Annotated in this window: 13 protein-coding genes; 7 read left to right on the top strand and 6 right to left on the bottom strand. The window is 61.9% G+C overall.

Annotated elements, in window-relative coordinates; all coding sequences use genetic code 11:
• The first annotated feature begins 135 nt into the window (after nt 1-135).
• Together ACP7B7_RS15765 and ACP7B7_RS15760 are read left to right on the top strand one after the other, a co-directional pair.
• A complete protein-coding gene (locus tag ACP7B7_RS15765) occupies nt 136-3,009 on the top strand; it encodes a TonB-dependent receptor (protein WP_426077260.1) in 2,874 nt (957 codons plus the stop codon).
• Between the two features lie 211 nt (nt 3,010-3,220).
• A protein-coding gene (locus ACP7B7_RS15760; protein WP_426077259.1) for an IS3 family transposase occupies nt 3,221-4,590 on the top strand; the annotation gives its coding sequence in 2 pieces (ribosomal slippage) (nt 3,221-3,698 and nt 3,698-4,590; 1,371 coding nt in all).
• A 140-nt stretch (nt 4,591-4,730) separates the two neighbouring features.
• Here ACP7B7_RS15760 and tldD read toward each other — a convergent pair.
• The 3 genes from tldD to ACP7B7_RS15745 are packed head-to-tail and all read right to left on the bottom strand — an operon-like array spanning nt 4,731 to nt 11,222.
• Nucleotides 4,731-6,191, bottom strand: a complete 1,461-nt coding sequence (gene tldD, locus ACP7B7_RS15755; RefSeq protein ID WP_426077258.1) for a metalloprotease TldD — start codon at nt 6,189-6,191, stop codon at nt 4,731-4,733.
• A 20-nt stretch (nt 6,192-6,211) separates the two neighbouring features.
• On the bottom strand, nt 6,212-7,009 hold the full coding sequence (locus ACP7B7_RS15750) for a carbon-nitrogen hydrolase family protein (protein ID WP_426077257.1): 798 nt from the start codon (nt 7,007-7,009) through the stop codon (nt 6,212-6,214).
• A gap of 31 nt (nt 7,010-7,040) precedes the next feature.
• Nucleotides 7,041-11,222 carry a YhdP family protein gene (locus ACP7B7_RS15745; RefSeq protein ID WP_426077256.1) on the bottom strand — a complete coding sequence of 1,394 codons (4,182 nt, stop codon included), beginning with the start codon at nt 11,220-11,222 and terminating at the stop codon, nt 7,041-7,043.
• A 270-nt stretch (nt 11,223-11,492) separates the two neighbouring features.
• Between ACP7B7_RS15745 and glnE the strand changes: the two genes are divergently transcribed.
• From glnE to ACP7B7_RS15725, 4 genes are all read left to right on the top strand, one after another.
• Complete coding sequence (gene glnE, locus ACP7B7_RS15740; RefSeq protein WP_426077255.1) at nt 11,493-14,249, top strand: bifunctional [glutamate--ammonia ligase]-adenylyl-L-tyrosine phosphorylase/[glutamate--ammonia-ligase] adenylyltransferase; 2,757 nt, start codon at nt 11,493-11,495, stop codon at nt 14,247-14,249.
• A gap of 95 nt (nt 14,250-14,344) precedes the next feature.
• The gene (locus ACP7B7_RS15735; protein WP_426077254.1) at nt 14,345-14,818 is read left to right on the top strand and encodes a cache domain-containing protein; all 474 of its coding nucleotides are present in this window, start codon (nt 14,345-14,347) and stop codon (nt 14,816-14,818) included.
• A gap of 25 nt (nt 14,819-14,843) precedes the next feature.
• The gene (locus ACP7B7_RS15730) at nt 14,844-15,623 is read left to right on the top strand and encodes a YoaK family protein (protein ID WP_426077253.1); all 780 of its coding nucleotides are present in this window, start codon (nt 14,844-14,846) and stop codon (nt 15,621-15,623) included.
• Nucleotides 15,624-15,755: 132 nt separating this feature from the next.
• Complete coding sequence (locus tag ACP7B7_RS15725) at nt 15,756-15,950, top strand: hypothetical protein (protein WP_426077252.1); 195 nt, start codon at nt 15,756-15,758, stop codon at nt 15,948-15,950.
• Between the two features lie 64 nt (nt 15,951-16,014).
• Here the strand turns inward: ACP7B7_RS15725 and gap are convergent, their stop codons facing one another.
• A complete protein-coding gene (gene gap, locus ACP7B7_RS15720) occupies nt 16,015-17,025 on the bottom strand; it encodes a type I glyceraldehyde-3-phosphate dehydrogenase (RefSeq protein ID WP_426077251.1) in 1,011 nt (336 codons plus the stop codon).
• Nucleotides 17,026-17,116: 91 nt separating this feature from the next.
• Nucleotides 17,117-19,114: a transketolase gene (gene tkt / locus ACP7B7_RS15715; RefSeq protein WP_426077250.1), complete on the bottom strand. Its 1,998-nt coding sequence runs from the start codon at nt 19,112-19,114 to the stop codon at nt 17,117-17,119.
• A gap of 185 nt (nt 19,115-19,299) precedes the next feature.
• Here tkt and ACP7B7_RS15710 point away from each other — a divergent pair, with 185 nt between their 5' ends.
• Nucleotides 19,300-20,025, top strand: coding sequence for a 16S rRNA (uracil(1498)-N(3))-methyltransferase (locus tag ACP7B7_RS15710; protein WP_426077249.1), 726 nt, complete (start codon nt 19,300-19,302; stop codon nt 20,023-20,025).
• Nucleotides 20,026-20,195: 170 nt separating this feature from the next.
• On the opposite strand, the gene ACP7B7_RS15705 is transcribed toward ACP7B7_RS15710, so the two are convergent.
• Entirely contained in the window at nt 20,196-23,252 is a 3,057-nt protein-coding gene (locus ACP7B7_RS15705; protein ID WP_426077248.1) for a TonB-dependent receptor, read from the bottom strand.
• Between the last annotated feature and the right edge of the window lie 815 nt (nt 23,253-24,067).

The following is a 24,067-nucleotide window of genomic DNA, read 5'->3' as shown; positions in this document are numbered from 1 at the left end:
GGGCACCACATGCCGCGCGATATGCACAGGTCAAGCGGCGTACAACTGATGCAGATCGAATCCGGGACAGGCCGCGCCACCGACACTCAAGGCGCATCGACGGTTTTTTCCGTCCGACCTTTTTCGGAGACCAGCATGATCCACAGTCTATCCGCACGTCCGCTTTCCTTTCCACCACCACCTCTGGGCCTGGCCCTGGCCAGCGCCCTGCTGGCGCTGCCGCTGCTGCCCGTCCTGCCGGCGCTGGCGCAAGATGCGCCAACCGCGGCGCCGATCGCCAGGGTTGAAATCACCGGTTCCAACATCCGCCGCGCCGAGGCGGAAACGGCCTCGCCGGTACAAACCCTGAACGCGGCCGATATTGAAAAATCGGGCAAGTCCAGCGTCGCCGAATTGCTGCAAACGCTGGCCGTCGACAACCAGGGTTCCGTGCCCACCACCTTTGGCGGCGGCTTTGCCTCGGGCGCCTCCGGCATTTCCCTGCGCGGCCTGGGCACCTCGTCAACCCTGGTGCTGCTCAACGGCCGCCGGGTGGCGCCATATGGCCTGGCCGACGATGGCCAGAAGGTGTTCGCCGACCTGAACATCATCCCGCTCGAGGCGGTCGAACGGGTGGAAATCCTCAAGGACGGCGCCTCGGCCATCTATGGTTCGGACGCGATCGCCGGCGTGGTCAACGTGATCCTGCGGCGCGACTTCCAAGGCACCACCGTGCGCGGCAACTATGGCAAGACGAAAGACTGGGACGGGCGCGATGCGCGCGCCGCCATCACCCATGGTTTTGGCGACCTCGACACCGACCGCTACAACGTGCTGCTGAACCTCGAATACAGCGAAAAAGCCGCCATCTGGCACCGCGACCGCGCCGGGCGCGGCGCCGTCGGCCGCAGCGACTTGCGCGACCTGGGCTTCAGCGCCCAGGAGTCGCTGAGCGGCGCCGGCGCCATCACCACCAACAACGCGGCCGGCAGCGCCGTCAACGGCAATGTGCGCAATCCGGCCACGCTCGACTACTACAACCGCGGCAACCTGGCCGGCGCCGGTTTTACGCGCACCTTTCCCGGCGCCGCCTGCGGCAATTTCACCAGCCATCCGCAGGGCGACCCGGGCGGCGGCTGCCTGACGGATGCGGCCCAGCAATACGGCCAGATCCAGCCCAAGCAGAAGAACATCAATTTCTTCGGCCGCGGCGCCTGGCAGCTGACGCCGGCCCTGCAGACCTATGCCGAACTGAACGTGTATCACAGCGAATCGACCTCGACCACCACGCCATCGACCATCAGCGGCTCGGTCGGCTATCCGGGCGGCCCCGTCAGCAATGCCGCCGTGGCGCTGGGCGCCGCCCACCCCGACAACCCGTATTTCGGCAGCGTGGCGCGCCTGCGCTACCTGGCCGCCGACGTGGGCCCGCGCGTGTCGGACATCGAATCGACGTTTTCCCGCTTCGTGGCCGGCATCAAGGGCACGGCCGCCGGCTGGGATATCGACAGCGCGCTGCTGTACTCGGAAAACAAGGTGTCCAATGACCGCAGCGGCTACCTGCAGCGCGACGTGGCGTTTGCCCTGCTCAATCCCAGCGCGGCCAATGTGGCGGCCGCCAGCCTGAACCCCCGCTATGCCGCCCTGCCACCGGGCAGCGTGTGGCGCATCGCGGAAAACGCCGGCCTCAATTCGGCCGACCTGTACGGGGCGCTGTCGCCCACCATCTCGAACGACGCCCGCACCCGCATCGCGCAGGTCGACTTCAAGGCCAGCCGTTCCATGGCCAAACTGTCCGGCGGCGACCTGGGCGTGGCGGTGGGGGCGGAATTCCGCTATGAATCGACGCGGCTGGAGCCGACCGCCGGCACCGACCGCGGCAATATCATCGGCCTCGGTTATTCCGCCTACCGGGGCAGCCGCCGGGCCTCGGCCGTGTATGCGGAAGTGCTGGCGCCGGTGCTGGCCAACCTGGAACTGTCGGCCGCCATGCGCGCCGACCATTTCTCCAGCATCGGCAATTCCTGGACCCCCAAGGTCGGCGCGAAATGGACGCCGGTGCGCCAGCTGGCGCTGCGCGGCACCTTTGCCAAGGGTTTCCGCGCGCCCAACGCGGCCGAAAACGGCGTCGGCGGCCTGGCCGCGTTTTCCACCGCCGCCGACCCGGTGCGCTGCGCGCTGGGGGTGGAAGTGGCGTGCGATCCGGCCTCGATCGCCGTGATCACCTCGCCCAATCCGAACCTGGCGCCGGAGCGCTCGCGCAGCCATTCGATCGGCGCCGTATGGGACCCGCTGCCGCGCACCAGCGTGTCGGTCGATTTCTGGCAGATCCGCCGCAAGAATGAAATCAACCAGGAGCAGACCGACGCCGCGATTGCCGCCGGCAACGTGGCGCGCGACCCGTCCACCGCCACCGGCATTCCCGGCGACCCGGGCGCCATCACGGCCGTGCTGGCCAGCTATGTCAATTCGGCGCAAACCAAGGTGCGCGGCATCGATATCGACGGCCGCCAGCGCTTTAACTTGAACGGCGACATGGGCAACCTGACCTTCGATGTGAAATGGACCCATCTGTTCAAATGGCTGCGCATCGAGCGCGACGGCACCGAGCGCGATTTCGCCGGCACGCACGGCAACTGCGACGTCTCGAACTGCATGGGCACGCCGGACGACCGGGTCAACCTGGGCGCCACCTGGGAACGCCGCAACTGGCGCGTCTCGGCCAACGTCAACTACCGCGCGCCGCTGGACAACGTGCTGTTCAAGAACGACCCCGACGGCTGCGCCACCCACTACGCCGACGGGTCGGATGCGCCCGGCGGCTGCCGCATCGCCTCGTTCACCACGGTGGACCTGACGGGCCGCTGGCTGGCCACGCCGCAGCTGGAAGTGTTTGCCTCGGTGCAGAACCTGTTCGACAAGGTCGCGCCGCTCGATCCGCTGACCTATGGCGCGACAGGCTACAACCCGCTCGATTATGCCGGTGCGGCGGGGAGGTTTATCAGTGCGGGGTTGAAGTATAAATTCTGATCAGCTTGCTTACCCCAAGCAGCAGAAATCCGGCTCGGTCGCCGACACAGGCTCACCGGGCCAAGCGGACCTGAAAAATGTCGAGGGCAAGGCGCAGCGACGAAGACAGTACGCATGGTCGGCGAGGAGCTGCAACGCCGCCATCGGCATTTTCTCAGGCCCGCGTCTGAACTGACCCCCGAAAGTTGGACACGAACTTTCGGGGTTTTTTATGGCAAAGTACAGTATGCAATTCAAACTGGACGTTATCCAGCAATGTGTACGAGGTGAAGCAGGAGCCAAGACGGTCGCCCGCCAGTACGGCATCCATCATTCGATGGTTGAACATTGGCTCTCTTTGTATAACGTTCATGGGCAAGCTGGTTTGGAGAAGAAGTTTACCCACTATCCGGTAGAGCGGCGCTTGCAGGTATTGGAGCACATGTGGGCCAACAAACTCTCTTATCGCCAGACTGCAGCAGTATTTAATATCCGCGGCGGGAAATGCATCTCGCTATGGGAGCGCTGCTATCATAGTGGCGGTATAGACGCTCTGAAGCCGCGACAGCGCGGCAAACCTAAAAATATGCCTACCCCTCAGTCGCCTCAGCCTGTAACCCACGTAGATGATGAAACTCGTAGCCGCGAAGAACTGCTCGCGGAGGTCAACTTCTTGCGCATGGAGAATGCCTACCTAAAAAAGTTGAAAGCCTTGGTTCAGCAGCAGCAAGAGCAGCAGACAACAGTGCGAAAAAAGCACAAGTAGTCGCCGAACTAAGGCAGCAATTTTCTCTGACAGACTTGCTCAAGCTGGCCGGCCTGCCGCGCAGTACCTTTTACTATCAGCAAAAGGTTGCGCAGGTGGCCGACAAGCATGATGCATTGAAGCAGAAAATTCGAACCATTTTCGCACGCCACAAGGGGCGTTATGGATATCGACGCGTGACACTCGCTCTTCGGCAGTTGGGCCAGCAAGTCAACCATAAGACTGTACAACGCCAGATGACCCAGCTGGGCTTGAGGTCATTGGTACGGCCGAAGAAATATCGCTCGTACAAGGGCGAAGTTGGCCAGCCAGCGACCAATATCTTGCAGCGTCAATTTCAGGCAGAGGTAGCGAATCAGAAATGGGTAACGGACGTGACGGAGTTTAACGTCGCTGGCGAGAAGCTGTATCTGTCGCCGGTGATGGACTTGTATAACGGTGAAATCGTTGCGTTTGAAACGGCTAGGCGGCCCGTGTTCACTCTGGTGAGCTCCATGCTCCAGAAGGCGCTGACCAAACTGAAAGCGAAAGACAAACCTTTGCTACATTCTGACCAGGGATGGCAATATCGGATGCCTGCATACCAGAAAATGCTGAGCGGTAAGGGGCTGGAACAAAGTATGTCCCGCAAAGGAAACTGCCTCGACAACGCAGCCATGGAAAGCTTCTTCGCCGTGCTCAAGACCGAGTTCTTCTATCTGAATAAATTTACTAGTGTCGAGGAACTACAGCGGGGCATCAAAAAGTACATTCACTACTATAATCATGACCGTATCAAGCTCAAGCTAAAAGGGCTGAGTCCTGTGCAGTACAGAACTCAGTTCTTGATCAGCTAGCAAATTAAACCGTCCAACTATTTGGGGTCAGTTCACTCCCCCCGGCCCGCCGTTTTTACGCCTTGCGCCTTTCAATGCGCCGGCCAGCGTCACTTGACGGCATTCAGGTTCACCCCGGGCATGCCGACCTCGGTTGCATGTCAAGCCGTGCCACCGACCGTAATGCCATCAAGCCTCAACGTCGGCTGCCCCACCCCCACCGGCACGCTCTGCCCTTCCTTGCCGCACACGCCCACGCCCGAATCCAGGCGCATGTCGTTGCCGATCATCGAGACGCGGTTGAGCACGTCGGGGCCGTTGCCGATCAGGGTCGCGCCCTTGACCGGGTAGCTGAGCTTGCCGTTTTCGATCATGTACGCTTCGCTGGCCGAAAAAACGAATTTGCCATTCGTGATGTCGACCTGGCCGCCGCCGAAGTTGACGGCATACAGCCCGTTTTTCACGGACGCCAGGATCTCGCCCGGGTCCTTGTCGCCACCGAGCATATAGGTGTTGGTCATGCGCGGCATCGGCAGGTGGGCGAACGATTCGCGGCGCGCGTTGCCCGTCACCGGCATCTTCATCAGGCGCGCGTTCATGGTGTCCTGGATATAGCCCTTGAGGATGCCGTCTTCGATCAGGGTGGTGCACTGCGTGGGGTTGCCCTCGTCGTCGATATTGAGCGAGCCGCGCCGGCCTTGCAAGGTGCCGTCGTCGACCACCGTCACGCCTTTGGCCGCCACCCGTTCGCCGATGCAGCCGGCAAAGGCGGACGATCCCTTGCGGTTGAAGTCGCCTTCCAGGCCATGGCCGATCGCTTCGTGCAGCAGGATGCCGGGCCAGCCCGGTCCCAGCACGATGGTCATCGGACCGGCCGGCGCGGGGCGCGCCTCCAGGTTGACCAGGGCCGAACTGACGGCGTCGGCCGCATATTGTTCCAGCACGGCGTCGGTAAAATAATCATAGCTGTAGCGCCCACCGCCGCCGGCCGAACCGGTTTCGCGGCGGCCGTTCTGCTCGGCGATCACGGTCAGCGACACGCGCACCAGCGGACGGATGTCGGCCGCCAGCACGCCGTCGCTGCGCAGCACCAGGACCACGTCGTATTCGCCGGCCAGGCCCGCCATCACCTGCACCACGCGCGGATCTTTTGCGCGCGCCATCTTTTCCACGCGTTCCAATAGTTGCACCTTGGCGGTGGCGTCCAGCGAGGCCAGCGGATCGTTGGGCAGGTACAGGGAGCGACCGCCCTGCGGCTGCATGCTGCCGGCAATTTTGACCTTGCCGGTGCCGACGCGCGCGATCGTGCGCGTGGCGGCGGCCGCTTCCAGCAGGGCCCGTTCGGAAATCTCGTCGGAATACGAAAACGCCGTCTTGTCGCCCGACACGGCACGCACGCCGACGCCCTGGTCGATGGAAAAACTGCCGGTCTTGACGATGCCTTCTTCCAGGCTCCAGCCTTCGCTGCGGGTCGACTGGAAATACAGGTCGGCGTAATCGACCTTATGGGTGAACATCGTGCCCAGCGCCTTGAGCAGCTTGTCTTCGTCGAGGCCGAATGGCGTGAGTAAAATAGTGCGCGCCACGGCCAGGCTGGACAGATTCGGTTCGAATGGGATCATGGTTTGACTCTCCAACAAGATTACATGGTGCGGTGTGCCAGCGCGGGCAGCGATTCGCGCACGCCGGCCAAAAATACCGGATCGATCTGTCCGCTCACCACGCCCTCGCCTTCGTCCAGCACCGCCTTGACTTCGCCCCAGGGGTCGATCAGCATGCTGTGGCCCCAGGTGCGGCGGCCGTTCGGATGCACGCCGCCCTGGGCCGAGGCCAGCACATAGCACTGGTTTTCGATGGCCCGCGCGCGCAACAGCACTTCCCAGTGGGCGCGGCCGGTGGTGTGGGTAAATGCGGCCGGCACCACGATCAGCGCGCAGTCGCCCAGCGCCCGGTACAGCTCGGGAAAGCGCAGGTCGTAGCAGATCGACAGGCCGACCCTGCCCAAGGGCGTATCGACGCTGCGCACCTGGGCGCCGGCGACGATGGTGCGCGACTCATTGTAGGACTCTGCGCCACGGGTAAAACCGAACAGGTGGATCTTGTCATAGCGGCCGGCCGGCGCGCCTTGCGGGTCGTACACCAGGGTGGTGTTGAGGACCTTGCCGGCCTCGGGCGACGCCAGGGGCAAGGTGCCGCCGATCAGCCATATGCCGTGCTCGCGCGCCATCTGCGCCATGCCGTCCTGGATAGGGCCGCTGCCGGGCTGCTCGGCGTGGCCCAGCTTGTCCGTTTCATGCTGGCCCATGATGGCCCAGTACTCGGGCAGCATCACCAGCATCGCGCCTTCGCTGGCCGCCTGCGCCACCAGGCGCCTGGCGGTGGCCAGGTTTTCCGTGATGGACGGCGTGGAAATCATCTGTATTGCGGCGACTGTGTGCATCGATATCCCCTGTGTTCGACTATTGCCTGGTCTATTGCGCCGCGGCCGGCACGGACGCCGGCAGCGTGATGGTGGGCTCCAATTTACCACTATCGAGCTTGGTCACCACGGGCGACTTCCACGGTCCGGCGATCTGCATATGATAGGTCAGCGCCTTCATCACGGGCGCGCGCAGGAACAATTGCGCCAGGAAGCTGCCGATGCCGATCACCGGATTGACCGCCAGCGCATACACCAGCGGCCCCGTGCCCAGGTTGAATTCGGGGATCACCACCACGTGCAGATTGGTGGTTTCGTTGGCGATATCGGCCGTGCCGTCCATCAGCACGGTGGCCGCCACGCCATGCATTTTGAGGTTGTCGGTGGTCACCACGCCGCGCTTGATGCTGGCGTTGGCCGTGATGCCGTCAAACGCCAGCCCTTCCGAAAACACATCGTGGAAATCGAGTTTCAGCAAACGCGGCAAGGCTTGCAGGCTGAGCACGCCCAACAGCTTGGCCGCGCCCGGATCCTGCTTGAGGAACTGGCCCGATTCCACGTTCATCTCGATCTGGCCCGACAGGGTGGGAATGTCGAGCGAATACGGCAAGCCGTTCCAGGCGATGTCGCCACTCAGTTTGCCCTTGCCGCGGCGCACGGTGTCGGCAAAGCCGAAACGGTCGAGCAGCTTGCCTGCATCGACGATATCGAGGCCGAAGCGCAAGCTGGTGGTGCTTTGCCCATCCTTGACCACCCATTTGCCGTTGCCGCTGAGGGCGCCATCGGCATTGGCCAGCAGCAGCTTGCCGACCCGCCACTCGCGCCCGCTGGCGGCCATGGTGTTATAGGCCTGCAATTCCAGCCGGCCGATCTGCTTGTTGAATAACTCGAAACGCTCGGCAACGATATCGAGCGAAGGAATCGATTGCGCGCTGCTTTTACCTTCGAGCAGGCTTTTCACGTCATTCGCGGCCGACTCGGGAATGATCAGCGACGACAGCCGGGCCGTCATCTTGCCCAGGCCCGACGGCGTTTCCAGCCAGGTGACGTAGCCCGACACCTGCTTGGCGTCGATATTGGCCTGCCATACGTCTTTCTGATGGGTGGCGCCGACCACGACGTTTTCCAGCTTGCGCTCGCCCAGCATCAGTTCGCCGGCGCGCGCGGCCATCATGTCGGGCACCACATACTGGGCGATATCGGGCGCGTCGTCATCGGCTGCGGCGTCGGCCGGCGCAGCGCCGCTGCCGGCAATCGCGCTGCCGGCGGCGATCCAGCTGTCGACATCAAACGTCTTCAGGTTCACATTGAGCATCATGCCGGTGTCCGGTTCGGGCGCTGGCGTATTCACGCCGATGCCGCCGTGCACCAATCGCCATGGTTCCTTGCCCTGCTTCTGGCGCTGGTAGCGCGCGGCCAGGCCGGTCCCCAATGCGATGCGGATCTCGTCGGTGCGCAAGCCGGCCGCATTGGCGGCATTCGCGCTCAAGGTGAATTTCACGGGCATGCTGTCGGCGGCCGGCTTTTTCAAGGGCGCCGGGAAGTCCAGACCCAGGCCCGCCAGGCTGCTGTCGACGCTGACCACCAGCTGATGGTCGCGCGCCGTGATCAGGCCGCTGTAACGGGCGCCGCCATTCAGGTGTTTTGCCAGCCGCTGCAGCACCGGCGCGGGGTAGGTTTTGCGCAAGCCGTCGATCGTCATGGCGCCGCCTATCTTGACCTGGATCGAGTTGTCGGGCTGGGTGCCGCCCGAGATGGCCAGCGGCCCGCCGAGCAGGTTGCCGTTCAGGCCATTCAGGTTGACGCCTTTTTCATTGAACTCGATCTTGCCCTGCGCGCCCAGCACCGGCGGCAGGTCGTTGAACAGCACCACGTCGTTGCCGGCCAGCTGCAGGCCGCCCTGCACTTTCGCTTCCAGCATGCGCTCGATCGGCAGGTGCAGTTTCAACGCCAGCTTCGCATTGCCGGTGGCCGTGGTCTCGTCGGTAAAATGGTCGATCCAGGCCAGCACCGGGCTGGCGCTGACGTATTTGAGGAATTCCTGCATCGGGCCCGCCGCATTGCCTTCGATATCGAGCAGGGTGTCGAAGACGGTCAGGTCGGGTATCACGGCTTTCACGTTGGCCAGCGCCACGCCGCCGGTGGTGGCCGTGTCGCCGCGAATTTCCATGCGCGCGCGCTCGAACACAAAACTGCCCTTGATCTTTTCCGCTTTCGGCCACAGCGGCGCCTTGCCGGCCAGCGGGCCGCTTTCGGCAAATTCACCGGGCGCGTAATTGAGCGTGCCATTGTCGATCTTGCCGGCCACGCGGAACTCGCCCTGCTTGCGCTGGGCGGGCGTATCGGCCTTGAACGGAAAGTGTTCCAGTTCCCCGCGCAGACGCAAGGTGACGTCGCGCGCCACGCCGCCTTCGAGCGCGCCGGTCAGCCAGTGGCGCAGGTGTTCCGGTGTCTGCAGCGGCAGGTAGCGGCCGATGGTGTTGATTTCAAAATTGTCCAGCGTGCCGGTCAGGTCGACCTGACCCAGGTTCTTGCCGTCGAGCGGCATGCGGTGCGTGCCGCGCAGGTTGGCGCGCAGGCCTTGCTGGTTGAACGCCAGCTGCGCCAGGTCCACCTGCAGCATATTGTCCGCTTCGAAGGCCCAGCGCGCCTTCATCTGGAATTGCTCGAACGGCAAGGCAGGTTCTGTCAGATAGGAAGGAAACTGCAGCAACAAGTCCTGCGCGTCGATCTCGATCTGGCCGCCCTGCTCGCTGGCGTCGATGCTGCCGCTCAGATTCTCAAAGCCGGGAATCGCGGGCGCCGCCGCCTGCGCGGGGCTGCTGGCGGTTTTTTCCATCGCCAGGCGCGCCGGCTGGGCGTTCAGTCCCAGTCCCAGCAGGCGGCCGCGCAGCCGATAGCTGCTGGCGCTGGCGACATCGCCCTGCCACTCGGCCGAAAAATCCTGCAGGCGCCCGCGCGGCGCCAGTGCCGCCAGCTGGGCGCGCTGCGCCACGCTCAAGGGCAATTTTTCGGCCAGCGCGGCCAGGGTCTGCAAGTCCAGGGCCTTGGCCGTGATCTGCGTCTGTGCCGGCTGGCGTTTGGTGGCGGCCACATAACGTTCGGACAAGGTGGTCGGTGGCAGGCTCAGGCCGTCGCGCGTTTCCAGCGCAAAATTGGCCAGTTCCACCTGGTGGCCGTTGGCGCCAAACGTCGGCTTGCCGTCCGGCGCCGAGGCCGACAAGGTCTCCTTGGCCGATACGCGCCCGCTGACGCTCAACAGATCAAGCGCGGGAATGTCCTTGCCCAGCCGGGCTTGCACATCGCTCAGGCTGGCATCGGCCGTGAAGCCGGCCAGGCGCGCATGGTCGAGGTTCAGCCAGGCGCGCAAGGCGCCCTTGCCCTGGCTCAGTTCGAACGGGTAGTCGAGATAAGCGCGCCAGGCGGCCAGGTCGGCATTCTTCAGGTCGGCGTACAGCTCGCCCTTCCACATCGACACATCGGAAATGCGCGTGCTGAAGGCGGGATGGGTGAAGTGGGCGCGCACATCGATGGGCGCGGCCAGGCTGACCGGCGGCGTGGCCTGCAAACCCAGGCGGTGGCTGCGCCAGCGGTTGCGCAGCAGCAGGTTGACCTGCTCGAGCGCCAGTTCGGGCGTGCCGCGCAGCTCGTCCGTCCAGCGCACGCGGCCGTCGCGGATGATCACGTCATGCTGCGACAGCAGCCAGTCGGCGCCCTTGCCATCGCCTTGCGCCTTGTTGTCGACCAGCACGCCGGCCACATACAGGGCGCCATCCTTGCTGCGCCGCACATCCAGGTCCGGGCGCGTGATTTCCAGCCGTTCGAAACGCACCGAACCGAGCACGCTCCACCACGACACGGTGGCCGAAATACTGGGCACGCTCAAGGCCGGCCGGCCCGCCTGGTCGCGCAGGGTGACGTCGCCGAGGAACAGATTGGGCCGCAAGCCATGCCAGGAGGCATACACGCGGGCGATGCTGACGGGGTTGCCCAGCGCGCGGCTGGCGGCCTGTTCGATATCACCTTTGTAATAATCGATATTCGGCAGGATGGCGTAGCGCAGGAACAGGAACAGGATGGCAAACGCGAAATACGCCAGCACCACCGCCTTGACGGCAAAACCGAGCGCGTGGTGGGTGGCCAGGTTGGCCATGCGCCAGGCGGCACGCAGCCGCCGCCAGCGCAGGGCCAGCGGCATATGTTCTGTCGGGCTTGCTTCTGGCGATTTTTGCATCAATAAGCTAATAAACTGGCCTGGCGTCAAATAATGGCAAAATCGCCTGGTTTCCTGGGGCTTGCCATGCTGCTGGCGTCATCCTTGCACTTGCATCCGGACTGAGCCTCCCTTACCATCGTCCGGGAGAGCACGCACACTGCCAGGCAGTGCCGGGCAAACTGTGCAGCGGCCCAATTTTACCGCATCCCCTGCCGTGCGCAGGCAAGCCCGGCGACAAAGTACGCACTTTAGCCACGATAACCGATCAACACCATAGAAACCGCCACCATGAGCCACCCGTCCCTGACTTCCGCCTCGCGCTTTTACCAGCGCTGGCTCAATGCCGCCCCGGAACGCGCCGCGCAAGCCGCGCAGCTGGTCGGCATGCCGCTCGACGGTCTCGATTTTGCCGTGGAACTGGCCCGCCTGGCCAACGCCGCCACGCCGCCGCTGCCGCTCGAGCGCGCCATGCGCCAGCTGCGCAACCTGCTGGTATGCGGCCTGATCGCGCGCGACCTGGACGGCCAGGCCGACCTGCACGAGGTGGTCACCGCCATGACGGGCTTTGCCGACTTCGCCATCGGCCGCCACTGCGACGCCATCATGGCCGAGATGGTGGCCGCGCACGGCATGCCGGTGGGCGAGGAGTCGGGCCAGCCTCAGGAACTGATGGTGCTGGCGATGGGCAAGCAGGGCGGCGGCGAACTCAATGTGTCGTCCGACATCGACCTGATCTTCGTCTACCCGGAGGATGGCGATACGCAAGCGACCCAGCCGGGCCAGCGCAGCCTGTCGAACCACGAGTTTTTCATTCGCATGGGCAAGAAGCTGATCGCCGCCCTGGCCGAAATCACGCAGGACGGCTTTACCTTCCGCGTCGACATGGCGCTGCGGCCGAACGGCAACTCGGGACCGCTGGCCGCCAGCCTGGGAATGGTGGAACAATATCTGATCGTGCAGGGCCGCGAATGGGAGCGCTATGCCTGGGTCAAGGCGCGCGCCGTCACCGGCAAGCCGGAAGACATCGCGTCGCTGGACGCGATCGTGCGCCCCTTCGTGTTCCGCCGCTACCTGGACTTCGGCGTGATCGATGCGATCCGCAACATGCATGGCCAGATCCGCGCCGAGGTCAACCGCCAGGAGCGGCTGCACCCGGACCGCAGCAACAACGTCAAGCTGGGCCGTGGCGGCATCCGCGAAATCGAATTTTTGGCGCAGGTATTCCAGTTGATACGCGGCGGACGCGACGCCGAGCTGCGCGAGCGCTCCACGCGCGCCACCTTGCGCACGGTGGCCGAAAAGGGATATCTGGAACCGGCCATCGTGGAAAAACTGCTGGCCTCGTATTCCTTTTTGCGCAACCTGGAACACCGGCTGCAATACCTCGACGATGCGCAGACCCACACCCTGCCCGCCAGCGAGGCCGACCGCCTGGTGGTGGCGCAGATGATGGGTCTGCCCGATACGGCCACCCTGCTGGCCCAGCTTGAAGCGCACCGCGTGTTCGTCGCCGGCCAGTTCGATGAAATGTTCAGCGACAAGACCAGCGGCGCGCCGCCGGCCGACACCGGCATCGACCCGCAGGCCTCGAACGACTGCGCCGCCTCGGACCAGCAGGAAGCCATCGAAGCGCGCTTCGCCGCGCTGGGCTTTCACGAGCCGGCCGCCTGCGCGCGCCGGCTGCTGGCCACCTGGCAGGCGCCGCGGCTGCAGTCGCTGCCCGAAGCGAGCCGCACGCGCCTGGTCGCGCTGGTCAATGCCGCCCTGCCGTTGATCACCGACTGCTCCATGTCCAACGGCAACGCCAGCCAGCTGGCCACCCTGGGCCGGCTGCTCGATTTCCTGGAAGCGATCGCGCGCCGCTCGGCCTATCTGTCGCTGCTGACCGAATACCCGCATACCCTGGAACGCGTGGTGCGCATGGTGTGCGCCAGCGGCTGGGCCGCCACCTTCCTCACGCAACATCCTATCCTGCTCGACGAACTGCTCGATGAACGCATCCGCCACAGCGTGCCCGACCCCGCCGCGCTGGCGCTCGACCTGCAGCGCCAGCTCGACGACGCGCCCGGCGACACCGAGCGGCAGATGGATATTTTGCGCGAAACCCATCACGCGCAGCTGTTCCAGTGCCTGGCGCAGGACCTGGCGGGCGACCTGAGCGTGGAAAAGCTGGCCGATTATCTGTCGCAGCTGGCCGACATCATCGTCGCCGCCACCGTGCAGGCCGTCTGGCAGACCCTGCCCACGCGCCACCGCGAAGTGCCGAAATTCGCCGTCATCGCGTATGGCAAGCTGGGCGGCAAGGAACTGGGCTATGTATCCGACCTCGACGTCATTTTCCTGTTCGATGACGACGACCAGGAAGCGCCCGGCCTGTACGCCAAGCTGGCGCAGCGCTTTATTACCTGGATGACCTCGCATACCTCGGCCGGCATCCTGTTCGATATCGATATCGCGCTGCGCCCGGACGGCGCGTCGGGCATGCTGGTGTCCAGCGTGCAGGCCTTCGAGCGCTACCAGGGCAGCGCGGCCTGGGTATGGGAACACCAGGCGCTGACGCGGGCGCGCTTTTGCGCCGGCGACGTCACCATCGGCAAGCATTTCGAGCGCATCCGCGACAGCATCCTGCGCAAGGAGCGTCCCGAAAACGGCCCGCTCAAGGGCGAGGTGGTGGCGATGCGCAAGCGCATGATCGACGCCCATCCGCCGCGCCCCGGCAGTTTTGACCTGAAGCAGGACCCGGGCGGCATGATCGATATCGAGTTCATGGTGCAATACCTGGTGCTGCAGCACGCGGCGCGCTATCCGCAGCTGACAGCCAACGCGGGCAATATCGCCCTGCTGCGTTTATGCGGCGAACTGGGTCTGATCGACGCCACCCTGGCCGCCGGCGTGGCCGACGCCTACCGCGCGCTGCGCAAGCTGCAGCACCAGCTGCGCCTGCAGGGGCAGGACCTGGCACGCGTGGCGCCCGAGCGGGTACAAGTGCATGCCGACCATGTGATGCGTTTATGGCACACCATCTTTGCCAGTGTGATTGCGTAAATAGAACAGCGGCGTATGATGCAAACAGGCAACTTCGCTTCCCAGTAGTGCCGTACAGGCCGCGCCGGGGTTGCCGATCATCCCAGGAGACAGCAATGAATACATGTGTCAAAACGGGCGTGCACGCCCTGCTCGCCGGCTTTCTCGTCTGCGCCGCCCAGGCGGCATGGGCGGCGCCCAAGGGCACGGCCGACGAGGCCATCGCCATGACCAAGCGCGCCGTGGCCATGATCAAGGCCGACGGCAAGGACAAGGCCTTTGCCGCGATCAGCGATCCGGCCAACACCAGCTTCCATGACCGCGACCTGTATATCTATGTGTACGACATGAACGGCCTCACCCTGGCGCACGGCAACAACCCCAAGATGGTCGGCAAGAACCTGATCGACATGAAGGACAATGAAGGCAAGGCCGTGATCCGGGCGCTGATCGCCACCGCCGGCAGCAAGGACGGACGCGGCTGGGTCGACTTCAAGTGGCCCAATCCCATCACCAAGGTGGTCGAGCAGAAATCCGGCTATATCGAAAAGGTCGACAACATGATCGTCGGCTCCGGCATCTACAAATAAGCACCCACGATACTGCGCCCGCTGCATGGCCCTCCATTTCCTTTTTCGATTGAGCGGTGCAGCGCGCGACGCGCAAGCGAACCTGCAGCTGGGCTGCGTGCTGGCGCTGGTGGCCGGCGCCGTCAATGCGGGCGGTTTTCTCGCCATCGGCGGCTACACCTCGCACATGACGGGCATCGTCTCGGGCATGGCCGATGACCTGGCGCTGGGCAATGTGACGGTGGCGCTGGCCGCGCTGGGCGCCTGGCTGGCCTTTGTCAGCGGCGCGGCGGTGACCGCCATCATGGTGAACTGGGGCCGCCGGCGCCGGCTGCACAGCCAGTTCGCCATGAGCCTGCTGCTCGAAGCGCTGCTGTTGCTGGTGTTCGGGCTGACCGGCAACTACCTGGCGGCGATGCCGAATGTGCTGGGACCCGTCACCATCCTGCTGCTGTGCTTTGTGATGGGGCTGCAGAACGCCATCATCACCAAGCTCTCGGGCGCCGCCATCCGCACCACCCACGTGACGGGCATCTCGACCGATATCGGCATCGAAGTGGGAAAAATGCTGTATTACAACCGCCACCAGCTGCCGGACGGCCCCGTGCGCGTCAACCGCAGCAAGCTGATCACGCACAGCCTCGTCATCAGCTGCTTTTTTATCGGCGGCGTCAGCGGCGCGCTGGCCTTCAAGCATATCGGCTTTCCGGCCGCCACCATTATCCTCGCCGGCGTCTTGAGTCTGCTGGCCGGCATGCCGGTGCTGCATGACGCGCGCCAGCTATGGCGTGCCTACCGGCGCCGGCTGCGCACCGGGCATTGGTAAAAATATTTTTCTTCATGGCAACAAATTACTGATTTTAATGCTAATATTTTTCTGCGCCTGGCGGCCGACATGGCCTGCACGGCGGTCTTTTGATGCGACACCCTACCGTTGTCCAATTTTGAAAGCGAGAAAATGATTTCCATTAAAAAAGCCGTATTTGTCTTTGCCACCGCCGTCGGCATCGCCGCTTCCTTCTCCAGCGCCGCCGCCGTGCGCTCGACGGTTCCTTCGGAAAGCTGCGCCTACATCCTGAACAGCTGCTACCAGGGCGTGCAGGAAGCGTGCGAGATCTGGTACGACAAATGCGCCAATGAGGGCGCGCAATAGAACTGACCGTAATGGCAGACGAAAAAAAACGCCCGCAAGGGCGTTTTTTCATGGGCTCGGCAGCTTACTTGGCCGACATCAGGGCAACCGTGGTGTCGAGCATGCGGTTCGAGAAACCCCACTCGTTGTCGTACCACGACGACACTTTCACCAGGCGGCCCGACACTTTGGTCAGGGTCGAATCGAAGTTCGACGACGCCGGGTTGTGGTTGAAGTCGATCGATACCAGCGGCTCGGTCTGGTAGGTCAGGATGCCTGCCAGCGCGCCTTCCGATGCCGTTTTCATCAGGGCATTGATTTCTTCGACGGTGGTGTCGCGCTTGGCGATGAAGGACAGGTCGACCAGCGACACGTTGATGGTCGGCACGCGGATCGCGAAACCATCCAGCTTGCCATTCAGTTCAGGCAGCACCAGGCCCACCGCCGCGGCGGCGCCGGTCTTGGTCGGGATCATGCTCATGGTGGCCGAACGGGCGCGGCGCAGGTCTTCATGCATCACGTCGCTCAGTACCTGGTCGTTGGTGTAGGCGTGCACGGTGGTCATCAGGCCGGTTTCGATGCCGATCGCGTCGTTGAGCGGCTTGACCAGCGGCGCCAGGCAGTTGGTGGTGCACGAAGCGTTCGAGATGACGGTGTCGGTCGATTTCAGCACGTCCTGGTTCACGCCGAACACGATGGTGGCATCGACGTCCTTGCCGCCCGGTGCGGAGATAATGACTTTCTTGGCGCCGCCCTTCAGGTGAGCCGACGCTTTTTCCTTGGTGGTGAAGAAGCCGGTGCACTCGAGCACCACGTCCACGCCCAGCTCGCCCCATGGAATTTCAGCAGGATTGCGCTGCGCAAATACGCGGATCGGATCGCCATTGACGATCATGTTGTCGCCTTCGACGGTGACGGTGCCCGGGAACTTGCCGTGCGCGGTGTCGTAGCGGGTCAGGTGGGCGTTCGATTTGGCATCGCCCAGGTCGTTGATCGCAACGATCTGGATGTCCTGTTTCTTGCCGCCTTCGTAGAAAGCGCGCAACACATTACGGCCGATACGGCCGTAGCCATTGATTGCAACTTTGATCGTCATACTCTGCTCCTGATTGAAATAGAAAGACTTGGCACATTAAAAAATCTGCTGCCGCCGCGTCCATCTGCGGGACGCTGGCGGCGGAACTACCTTATCCGGCGATGACAGCCTTCACCTTGGCTACCACGTTTTCGACGGTGAAACCGAAATGCTTGAACAGCACGCCGGCCGGGGCCGACTCGCCGAAGGTATCGATACCGACCACGGCGCCTTCCAGGCCCACGTATTTGTACCAGAAGCTGGTCACGCCCGCTTCGATCGCCACGCGCGGCACGCCTTTGGTCAACACGCTGGCCTTGTAGGCAGCGTCCTGGCGGTCATACACGTCGGTCGACGGCATCGACACCACGCGCACGTTGATGCCTTCCGAAGCCAGCGCGCTGGCGGCGGCAACGGCCAGTTCCACTTCGGAACCGGTGGCGATCAGGATTGCTTTCGCATCGGCCACATCGTTCAGCACATAGCCGCCGCGGAAGATATTGGCGATGGTGTCGCTGGAACGCTCCTGGTACGGCAGGTTCTGGCGCGAGAAGATCAGGGTCGACGGGCCATCCTTGCGGCGCACGGCAGCGCCCCAGGCCACGGCCGACTCGACCGTATCGCATGGACGCCAGTTGTCCAGATTCGGGATCAGACGCATCGACGAGACGTGCTCGACCGACTGGTGGGTCGGGCCGTCTTCGCCCAGGCCGATCGAATCGTGGGTAAACACGAAGATCGAGCGCAGTTTCATCAGCGCGGCCATGCGCAGCGCATTGCGGCTGTAGTCGGAGAACGTGAGGAAAGTGGCGCCGAACGGGATGTAACCGCCGTGCAGGGTGATGCCGTTCATGATGGCGCTCATGCCGAATTCGCGCACGCCGTAGTTGACGTGGTTGCCCGGTTTGCCCGAACGCACGGGGATCGATTCTTTCCAGTTGGTCAGGTTCGAACTGGTCAGGTCGGCCGAGCCGCCCAAAAATTCCGGCAGCGACGAGGCCAGTGCCTGGATCGCGTTCTGGCTGGCCTTGCGGGTAGCGATGTTTTCCTTTTTCTCGACGCAGGAAGCGATCGCCGCGGCCAGCGCGGTTTCAAACGCTTCCGGCAGGTCGCCCTTCATGCGGCGCGACAATTCGGCGGCCTGCTGCGGGAATTCGCGGCTGTAAGCGGCAAAGCGGTCGTTCCAGTCGGTTTCCAGCAAGGCGCCCTGCTGTTTCGCATCCCAGGCCGTGTACTGCTCGGCAGGAATCTCGAACGGTGCCGAATCCCACTGGATGTATTCGCGCACGGCGGCGATTTCCTTGTCGCCCAGTGCGGCGCCGTGGACCTTGTCGCCGCCCTGCAGGTTAGGCGAGCCCTTGCCGATGATGGTCTTGCAGCAGATCAGGGTCGGTTTGGTGGCGGACTTGGCGGCGGTAATGGCGGCATCGACAGCGGCGACGTCATGGCCGTCGACGGCGCGGATCACATTCCAGCCGTACGCTTCGAAGCGGGCCGGGGTGTCGTCGGTAAACCAGCCTTCGACCTTGCCGTCGATCGAGATGCCGTTGTCGTCGTACAGGGCGATCAGCTTGTTCAGGCCCAGGGTGCCGGCCAGCGCGCATACTTCGTGCGAAATGCCTTCCATCAGGCAACCGTCGCCGACAAAGGCGTAGGTGTAGTGGTTGACGATGTCGTGGCCAGGCTTGTTGAATTCGGCGGCCAGCAGTTGTTCGGACAGCGCCATGCCGACCGCGTTGGCCAGGCCCTGGCCCAGCGGGCCGGTGGTCGTTTCCACGCCCGGCGTGATATCGACTTCCGGGTGGCCCGGGGTTTTCGAATGCATCTGGCGGAAGGCCTTGATGTCGTCCATCGACAGGTCGTAGCCGGTCAGGTGCAGCAGCGAATAGTGCAGCATCGAGCCGTGGCCGTTGGACAGCAGGAAGCGGTCGCGGTTCGGCCATTTCGGGTTCGCCGGGTTGTGGCGGTAATGCCCACTCCACAGGGCAACTGCGATCTCGGCCATGCCCATCGGCATGCCAGGATGGCCGGAGTTAGCCTTTTGTACAGCGTCCATTGCCAGTGCGCGGATCGCATTGGCCATTTTGGTAGTCGGGAGCGTAGTTGTCATGGTGGTGTGGGTCAGTCGCGAGTTTGGGATTCGTTTGCAGCAGCGCGGACAGGCGGCCGGCCGCTTTTGTAGTCAACTATTTTACCAGACTGGGGGAGTGCAAATTAGAATTGCAGCGTACTGCCAGGCCAACTCGCTATACTTTCGTGTCTGTTTATCCATCTTTTTCCCTGTTTAGGAATTGCATGCCGCGTTTTTTCTGCCCCCAGCCGCTCGTCGCCGGCACCACCATCGCCCTGCCCGAGGCCGTCGCCCACCATATCGCGGTGGTGCGCCTGGCGCCTGGCGAGCTGATCACCCTGTTCAATGGCGAGGGCGGCGAAGTGCAGGCCAGCATCGTCTCGGTCGCCAAGCGCAGCGTGACCGCTGCCGTGCAGACGCACATCGCGCGCGAAGCCGAGCTGCCGTTTGCCGTGACCCTGGCGCAGGCGCTGCCGGAAGCGTCCAAAATGGACTGGATCGTCGAAAAGGCAATCGAGCTGGGCGCCGCCGGCATCGTGCCGCTGGCGGCCCAGCGCTGCGTGGTGCGCCTGTCCGCCGAGCGGGCCGAAAAGAAACTGGCGCACTGGCAGGGCATCATCGTCTCGGCCTCGGAGCAAAGCGGACGCAACCGCCTGGCGCAGCTGGCGCCGCTGCAGGAGTTCAATCAGTGGAGCCGCCAGCAGGATCTGCACAAGCGCATCATATTGACGCCGCGCGCGCAGCGGTCGCTGGCCGACTGGGCGCGCCACCAGCCGCCGCAGGCCGTCACGCTGATGGTGGGACCGGAAGGCGGCTTTACGGAGGCGGAAGAACAGGCGGCCATCGCGGCCGGTGCGATTGGCCTGGCCATGGGACCGCGCATCCTGCGCACGGAAACGGCGGGCTTGAGCGCGCTGGCCATCTTGGGCGCCTTGTGGGGCGGCATGTAAGCGGCAAGACTGGGCATCAGATGTCTTGCCGGAAAACACCGGAAAAAAAAGCCATGTCAGCGGTAAAGTGACATAGTCAAAAAAAACACCCCCTGGGCAAAACTGCGCAGAGGGTGTCGAATGCATGTCCAGGCACAGCCTGCATTGCAGGCCATGCTTCGTTGCAAAGATCAGAACTTGTGGTTGTATTCCACCGACAGTTTGACTGTACGTGGTGCTTGCAAGGTACGGTTTTCGTTGTAGTTGGCCAGGATGCCTTCGCCGCTACCGTCGTCATAGGTTTCTTGACGGGCAGTCGCAGTTTGCGAATTGGTCACGTTGAAAACGTCGATCTTGAACTCCACGCCTTTCAGGATGGCTGGCTTGTATGCCACGTTCAGGTCCAGACGCTTCTCAACCGGCATGCGGCCAAGGCTGCCACGTGGGGTCGGCACGCCACCGCAGAAGTAGTATTCAGCGCCGTAACCAGGACCGCCGTACGGATTGTCTTCTCCCGCATCGGCAACCGGATTGGTACCCAGGCAGGTTTTCGGACGACCCGACTGGATCAGCAGATTGCCGCCAACCGACCATTCGTTGGTGAACTCGTAGTAACCGAACGCTTTCAACTGATGGCGACGATCATTCGGCAACAAGCCCATCGAATCCGGGGTGAATTCCGGGAAATCCCAACCAGCCGAGGTACCAACATCGGTTTGACCGGTATCGGAACGGGTCTGGCCTTCCATGTTGCCATAGCTACGCGACCAGGTGTAGTTGATCTTGCCATACCAGCCATTGCGGAATGGATGTTCGGCAAACAGGTCCACAGCAGCGTAGGTACGCTTGACTTTCGGGAAGCCCAACTCTTCTTTGGACAGCGTAACGTAACGGCCAGTGCCATCGGTGCCATTCAGCCAGACCGTTGCCTCTTCGCCCGGATTGAAGATGAAGCAAGGAATATCCGTAGCCTCGACAGCGATGCCATTTTTGGCAGCATAGGCGCGCAGCGGACGGGTGTCGCAGCTATCATCGATACCGGCACCGAGTTTGCGATAGGTCGCTTTGGCGCCAAAGTTAAAGCTTGGATTGAACGCCTTTTCAAAGCCCAGCGTGACTTCATCCTGATAGTTCGGCTTGAGGTCCTTGACGACGACGCTGCGCACATCCTTGCGCTGGCCGTATTCATTATCCGGCGACACAGGGGTATTGATGGCAACCAGGCCCAACGGCTGGCCACGCTCATCGATGCCGGTGTACGTGAAGTCCTGCGTGATCAGCGTCGAGCGGCTGGCGGCACGGGCAGCAACCTGGGTAGGCAGTTGCAAGTGATAGCGGCCAGCACTACCGAAGACCTTCAACGATGCGTCGCCATTGACGTCCCACGATGCGGCCAGACGTGGCGCGATCTGGTTTTTCACGTCGATGAATTTTTCACCGTCACCATTACGGTTGGTGTATTGCTCGTTACGGATACCTGCGGTGATCAGCAGGTTTTTCGTCACCTGGTAACGGTCCTCGAGGTATTGCGCCGATTGGGTTGCCGAAGCATCCGTCACGCTCGAGAAGTCCGACAGACGCACGTAGTAGCCACGCGTGCCGTAACCATTGAAGTTACCGACCACGCCCGGACGACCGCCCGACAGATTGACAGGGCGGAAGGCATTGGCTTCGCCCACCGTGCGATAACTCCACGAACCGCCACCGGCGCGGAACTGGCCAGCGTTGACAGAATCAATTTCATTGTGGTCGACGCCGACGCGCAGGGTGTGATTGCCCAGTTTGTATTCGAGGTCGGCACGGAACGATTTCACTTCATCGCTACCTGGCTTGGTGATATTGCCGGTAGCACCAGAATATTTCTGATAGTTGCGATACAGATTACGCGCATCGAGTTCTGGCACGCGGCCGGCCACCGTCGAAGTGACGGAGCGCAAAATGCCGTTAACATCATAATCTTCGTACGTCGTGCTGCGTGGCGCCTTGGAAATGCCATACAAGGTGGTGAAGACCAGATCGTCGGTAAACTGACCCGTATACTTCAGCGCATTCGACTCGGCACCGTTACCGCCGCCGTTCTTGTCGTTCTGTTCCGAATACTTCACACCATTCGAGGTATAGCTGTCGACGTTCAGGCCATAGTTGCGCTGACGGTCCTTGGTGGTGTCGCCGATCGAAGTCCATTCCAGACGATGATTGTCGGTAATGTTCCAGTCGAATTTGGCGAGGTAGCGGGTCTGCTCGACATGGCGGTCAGCCCAGCCATCACGCTCAAGCGTAGTGCTGGCGGTACTGGCGCCTATCCCTGTTTTCGTCGCGGTCTGGTCAACTGCGACAAACATGAACAGCTTGTCCTGGATGATCGGGCCGCCGACGTATGCGCCATAATAATTCTGGGTGCTTTTGCTGGTGTCGCGACGGAAATGCAGCGCACCATCGGTGTCCGGGTTGACGCCCGTGTTCGGATAGTAGATGTTCTTGGCGTCGGAGCGCAGTTTGTTCGGGGTAATGGCAGCAGTTGCACCAAATTCCCAGTTATTGGTACCGCTCTTGGTGGTCACGTTCAGTACGCCACCGATCGAACGACCGAATTCCGCGCCAAAACCGCCCGTCAACACTTGCGCCTGTGCAATCGCACCAAACGGCAATTCCGACGAACCCAGCTGGGTCAGAGGATTGGTGACTGGGAAACCATTGACGTAAAAAGCATTTTCAGACGCGCCGCCGCCGCCGATACTGGTGCCGCCATACGCGGAGTCTGCACGCGTGGTGTTCGGAGCCAGCAGAATGATCGAACTCAGGTTGGTGGCAACTGGCAATTTATCCAGTTCCTTGGCCGTAAAGATGGCGCCATTGTTGGTATTGGATACGTCGATACGGTTGCGGCGGCCCGTTACCTGCACCGCTTGTACTTGCGAACCGAACGAAGCATCAACACCCTGACCAATCACGACGTCGGCTTCCTTGCTATCGACGATTTTGCCATCGCGCAACAACTCAACCTTGTAGCGACCGATAGGCAGTGCCGTCACCGTATAGCGGCCAGTGGCATCTACATTGGTGGTGCGTTTCAAGCCGGTATCGAGGTTCAGCAGCGTGACGCTGGCGCCCGCCGGTGCATCGACCGTACCAAAAATGGTACCTGCGGCATTCGACTGCGCCATGACTGGAGCGACGATCATGGTGGACATGGCTCCGGCACTGAACGCAAGCGCCAGAGCGCGAACTAAAACTTTTTCTCTCAACATGTGGTTTCCTAATTATTAGAATTTAAGCGCCTCTGATAGAGCTGCTCGTTAAATTTTAAGCACTAAATCATGTTTAATACGTTTTTTATTTCCGGTTTTAGTTTTTGAATCGTTGATGTTTCTCCCTGCCGCTGATGGGACAGGTTTCGGAAGAGATTTAACAGCCCATCCAAGCGATATATAGAACCATGGCGCGCTGAGCAGTGTCAATACAGGATGTAAAATGATGTAAGGAAACAACAAAAAAGCACCAAAGTGAAATACCACAATGGTGCAAAGCTGCACGAATTTGATGCATTGCAATAAAACGAATATCGATACTTAAAAAATGCGCTTACAAAAACATGAATAAAGGCAGGGATGAGTCGCGGCAGGAGGGAAGCAAGCAGTTTGCTGCAGTGCGGATGCGCGAGCTTGCCACTCGACCAGCGATGAATTTTTCGTTACGTAAAAACAACAATGATGAAATTACACTTTGAAATACTCTCTTTTTCCATTACATTTTGTTTTTGGAGATCTTACAAATATGCCGATACACCAGTGTCCATATTCGTGCGGCCTCACTACAATTTCCCGGATTGGAATTTGTATTTGCATATTCAATTTTCAGATAAACCATTCTTGAAGTTTATCGATAAAAACACGCGTCAATTTTTTCTTCGAATGTTTTTTTATAATCCGCAATACCAATTCAATCAACTCCCGAATATCGGCCATGCCTGTTTGACGTAATACGACGAGTAATTGCGCAATCAATATGCATGCCTTGGCAATAGCCCGCCGTCGCAAAAAAATCGTCGCCTCGCAACAACAAC

It is taken from the genome of Janthinobacterium sp. PSPC3-1 (assembly GCF_049896105.1).
Lineage (GTDB): Bacteria > Pseudomonadota > Gammaproteobacteria > Burkholderiales > Burkholderiaceae_D > Janthinobacterium.
Note: the sequence above shows the minus strand (reverse complement) of the source record. Positions and strands in the feature narration are given on the sequence as shown.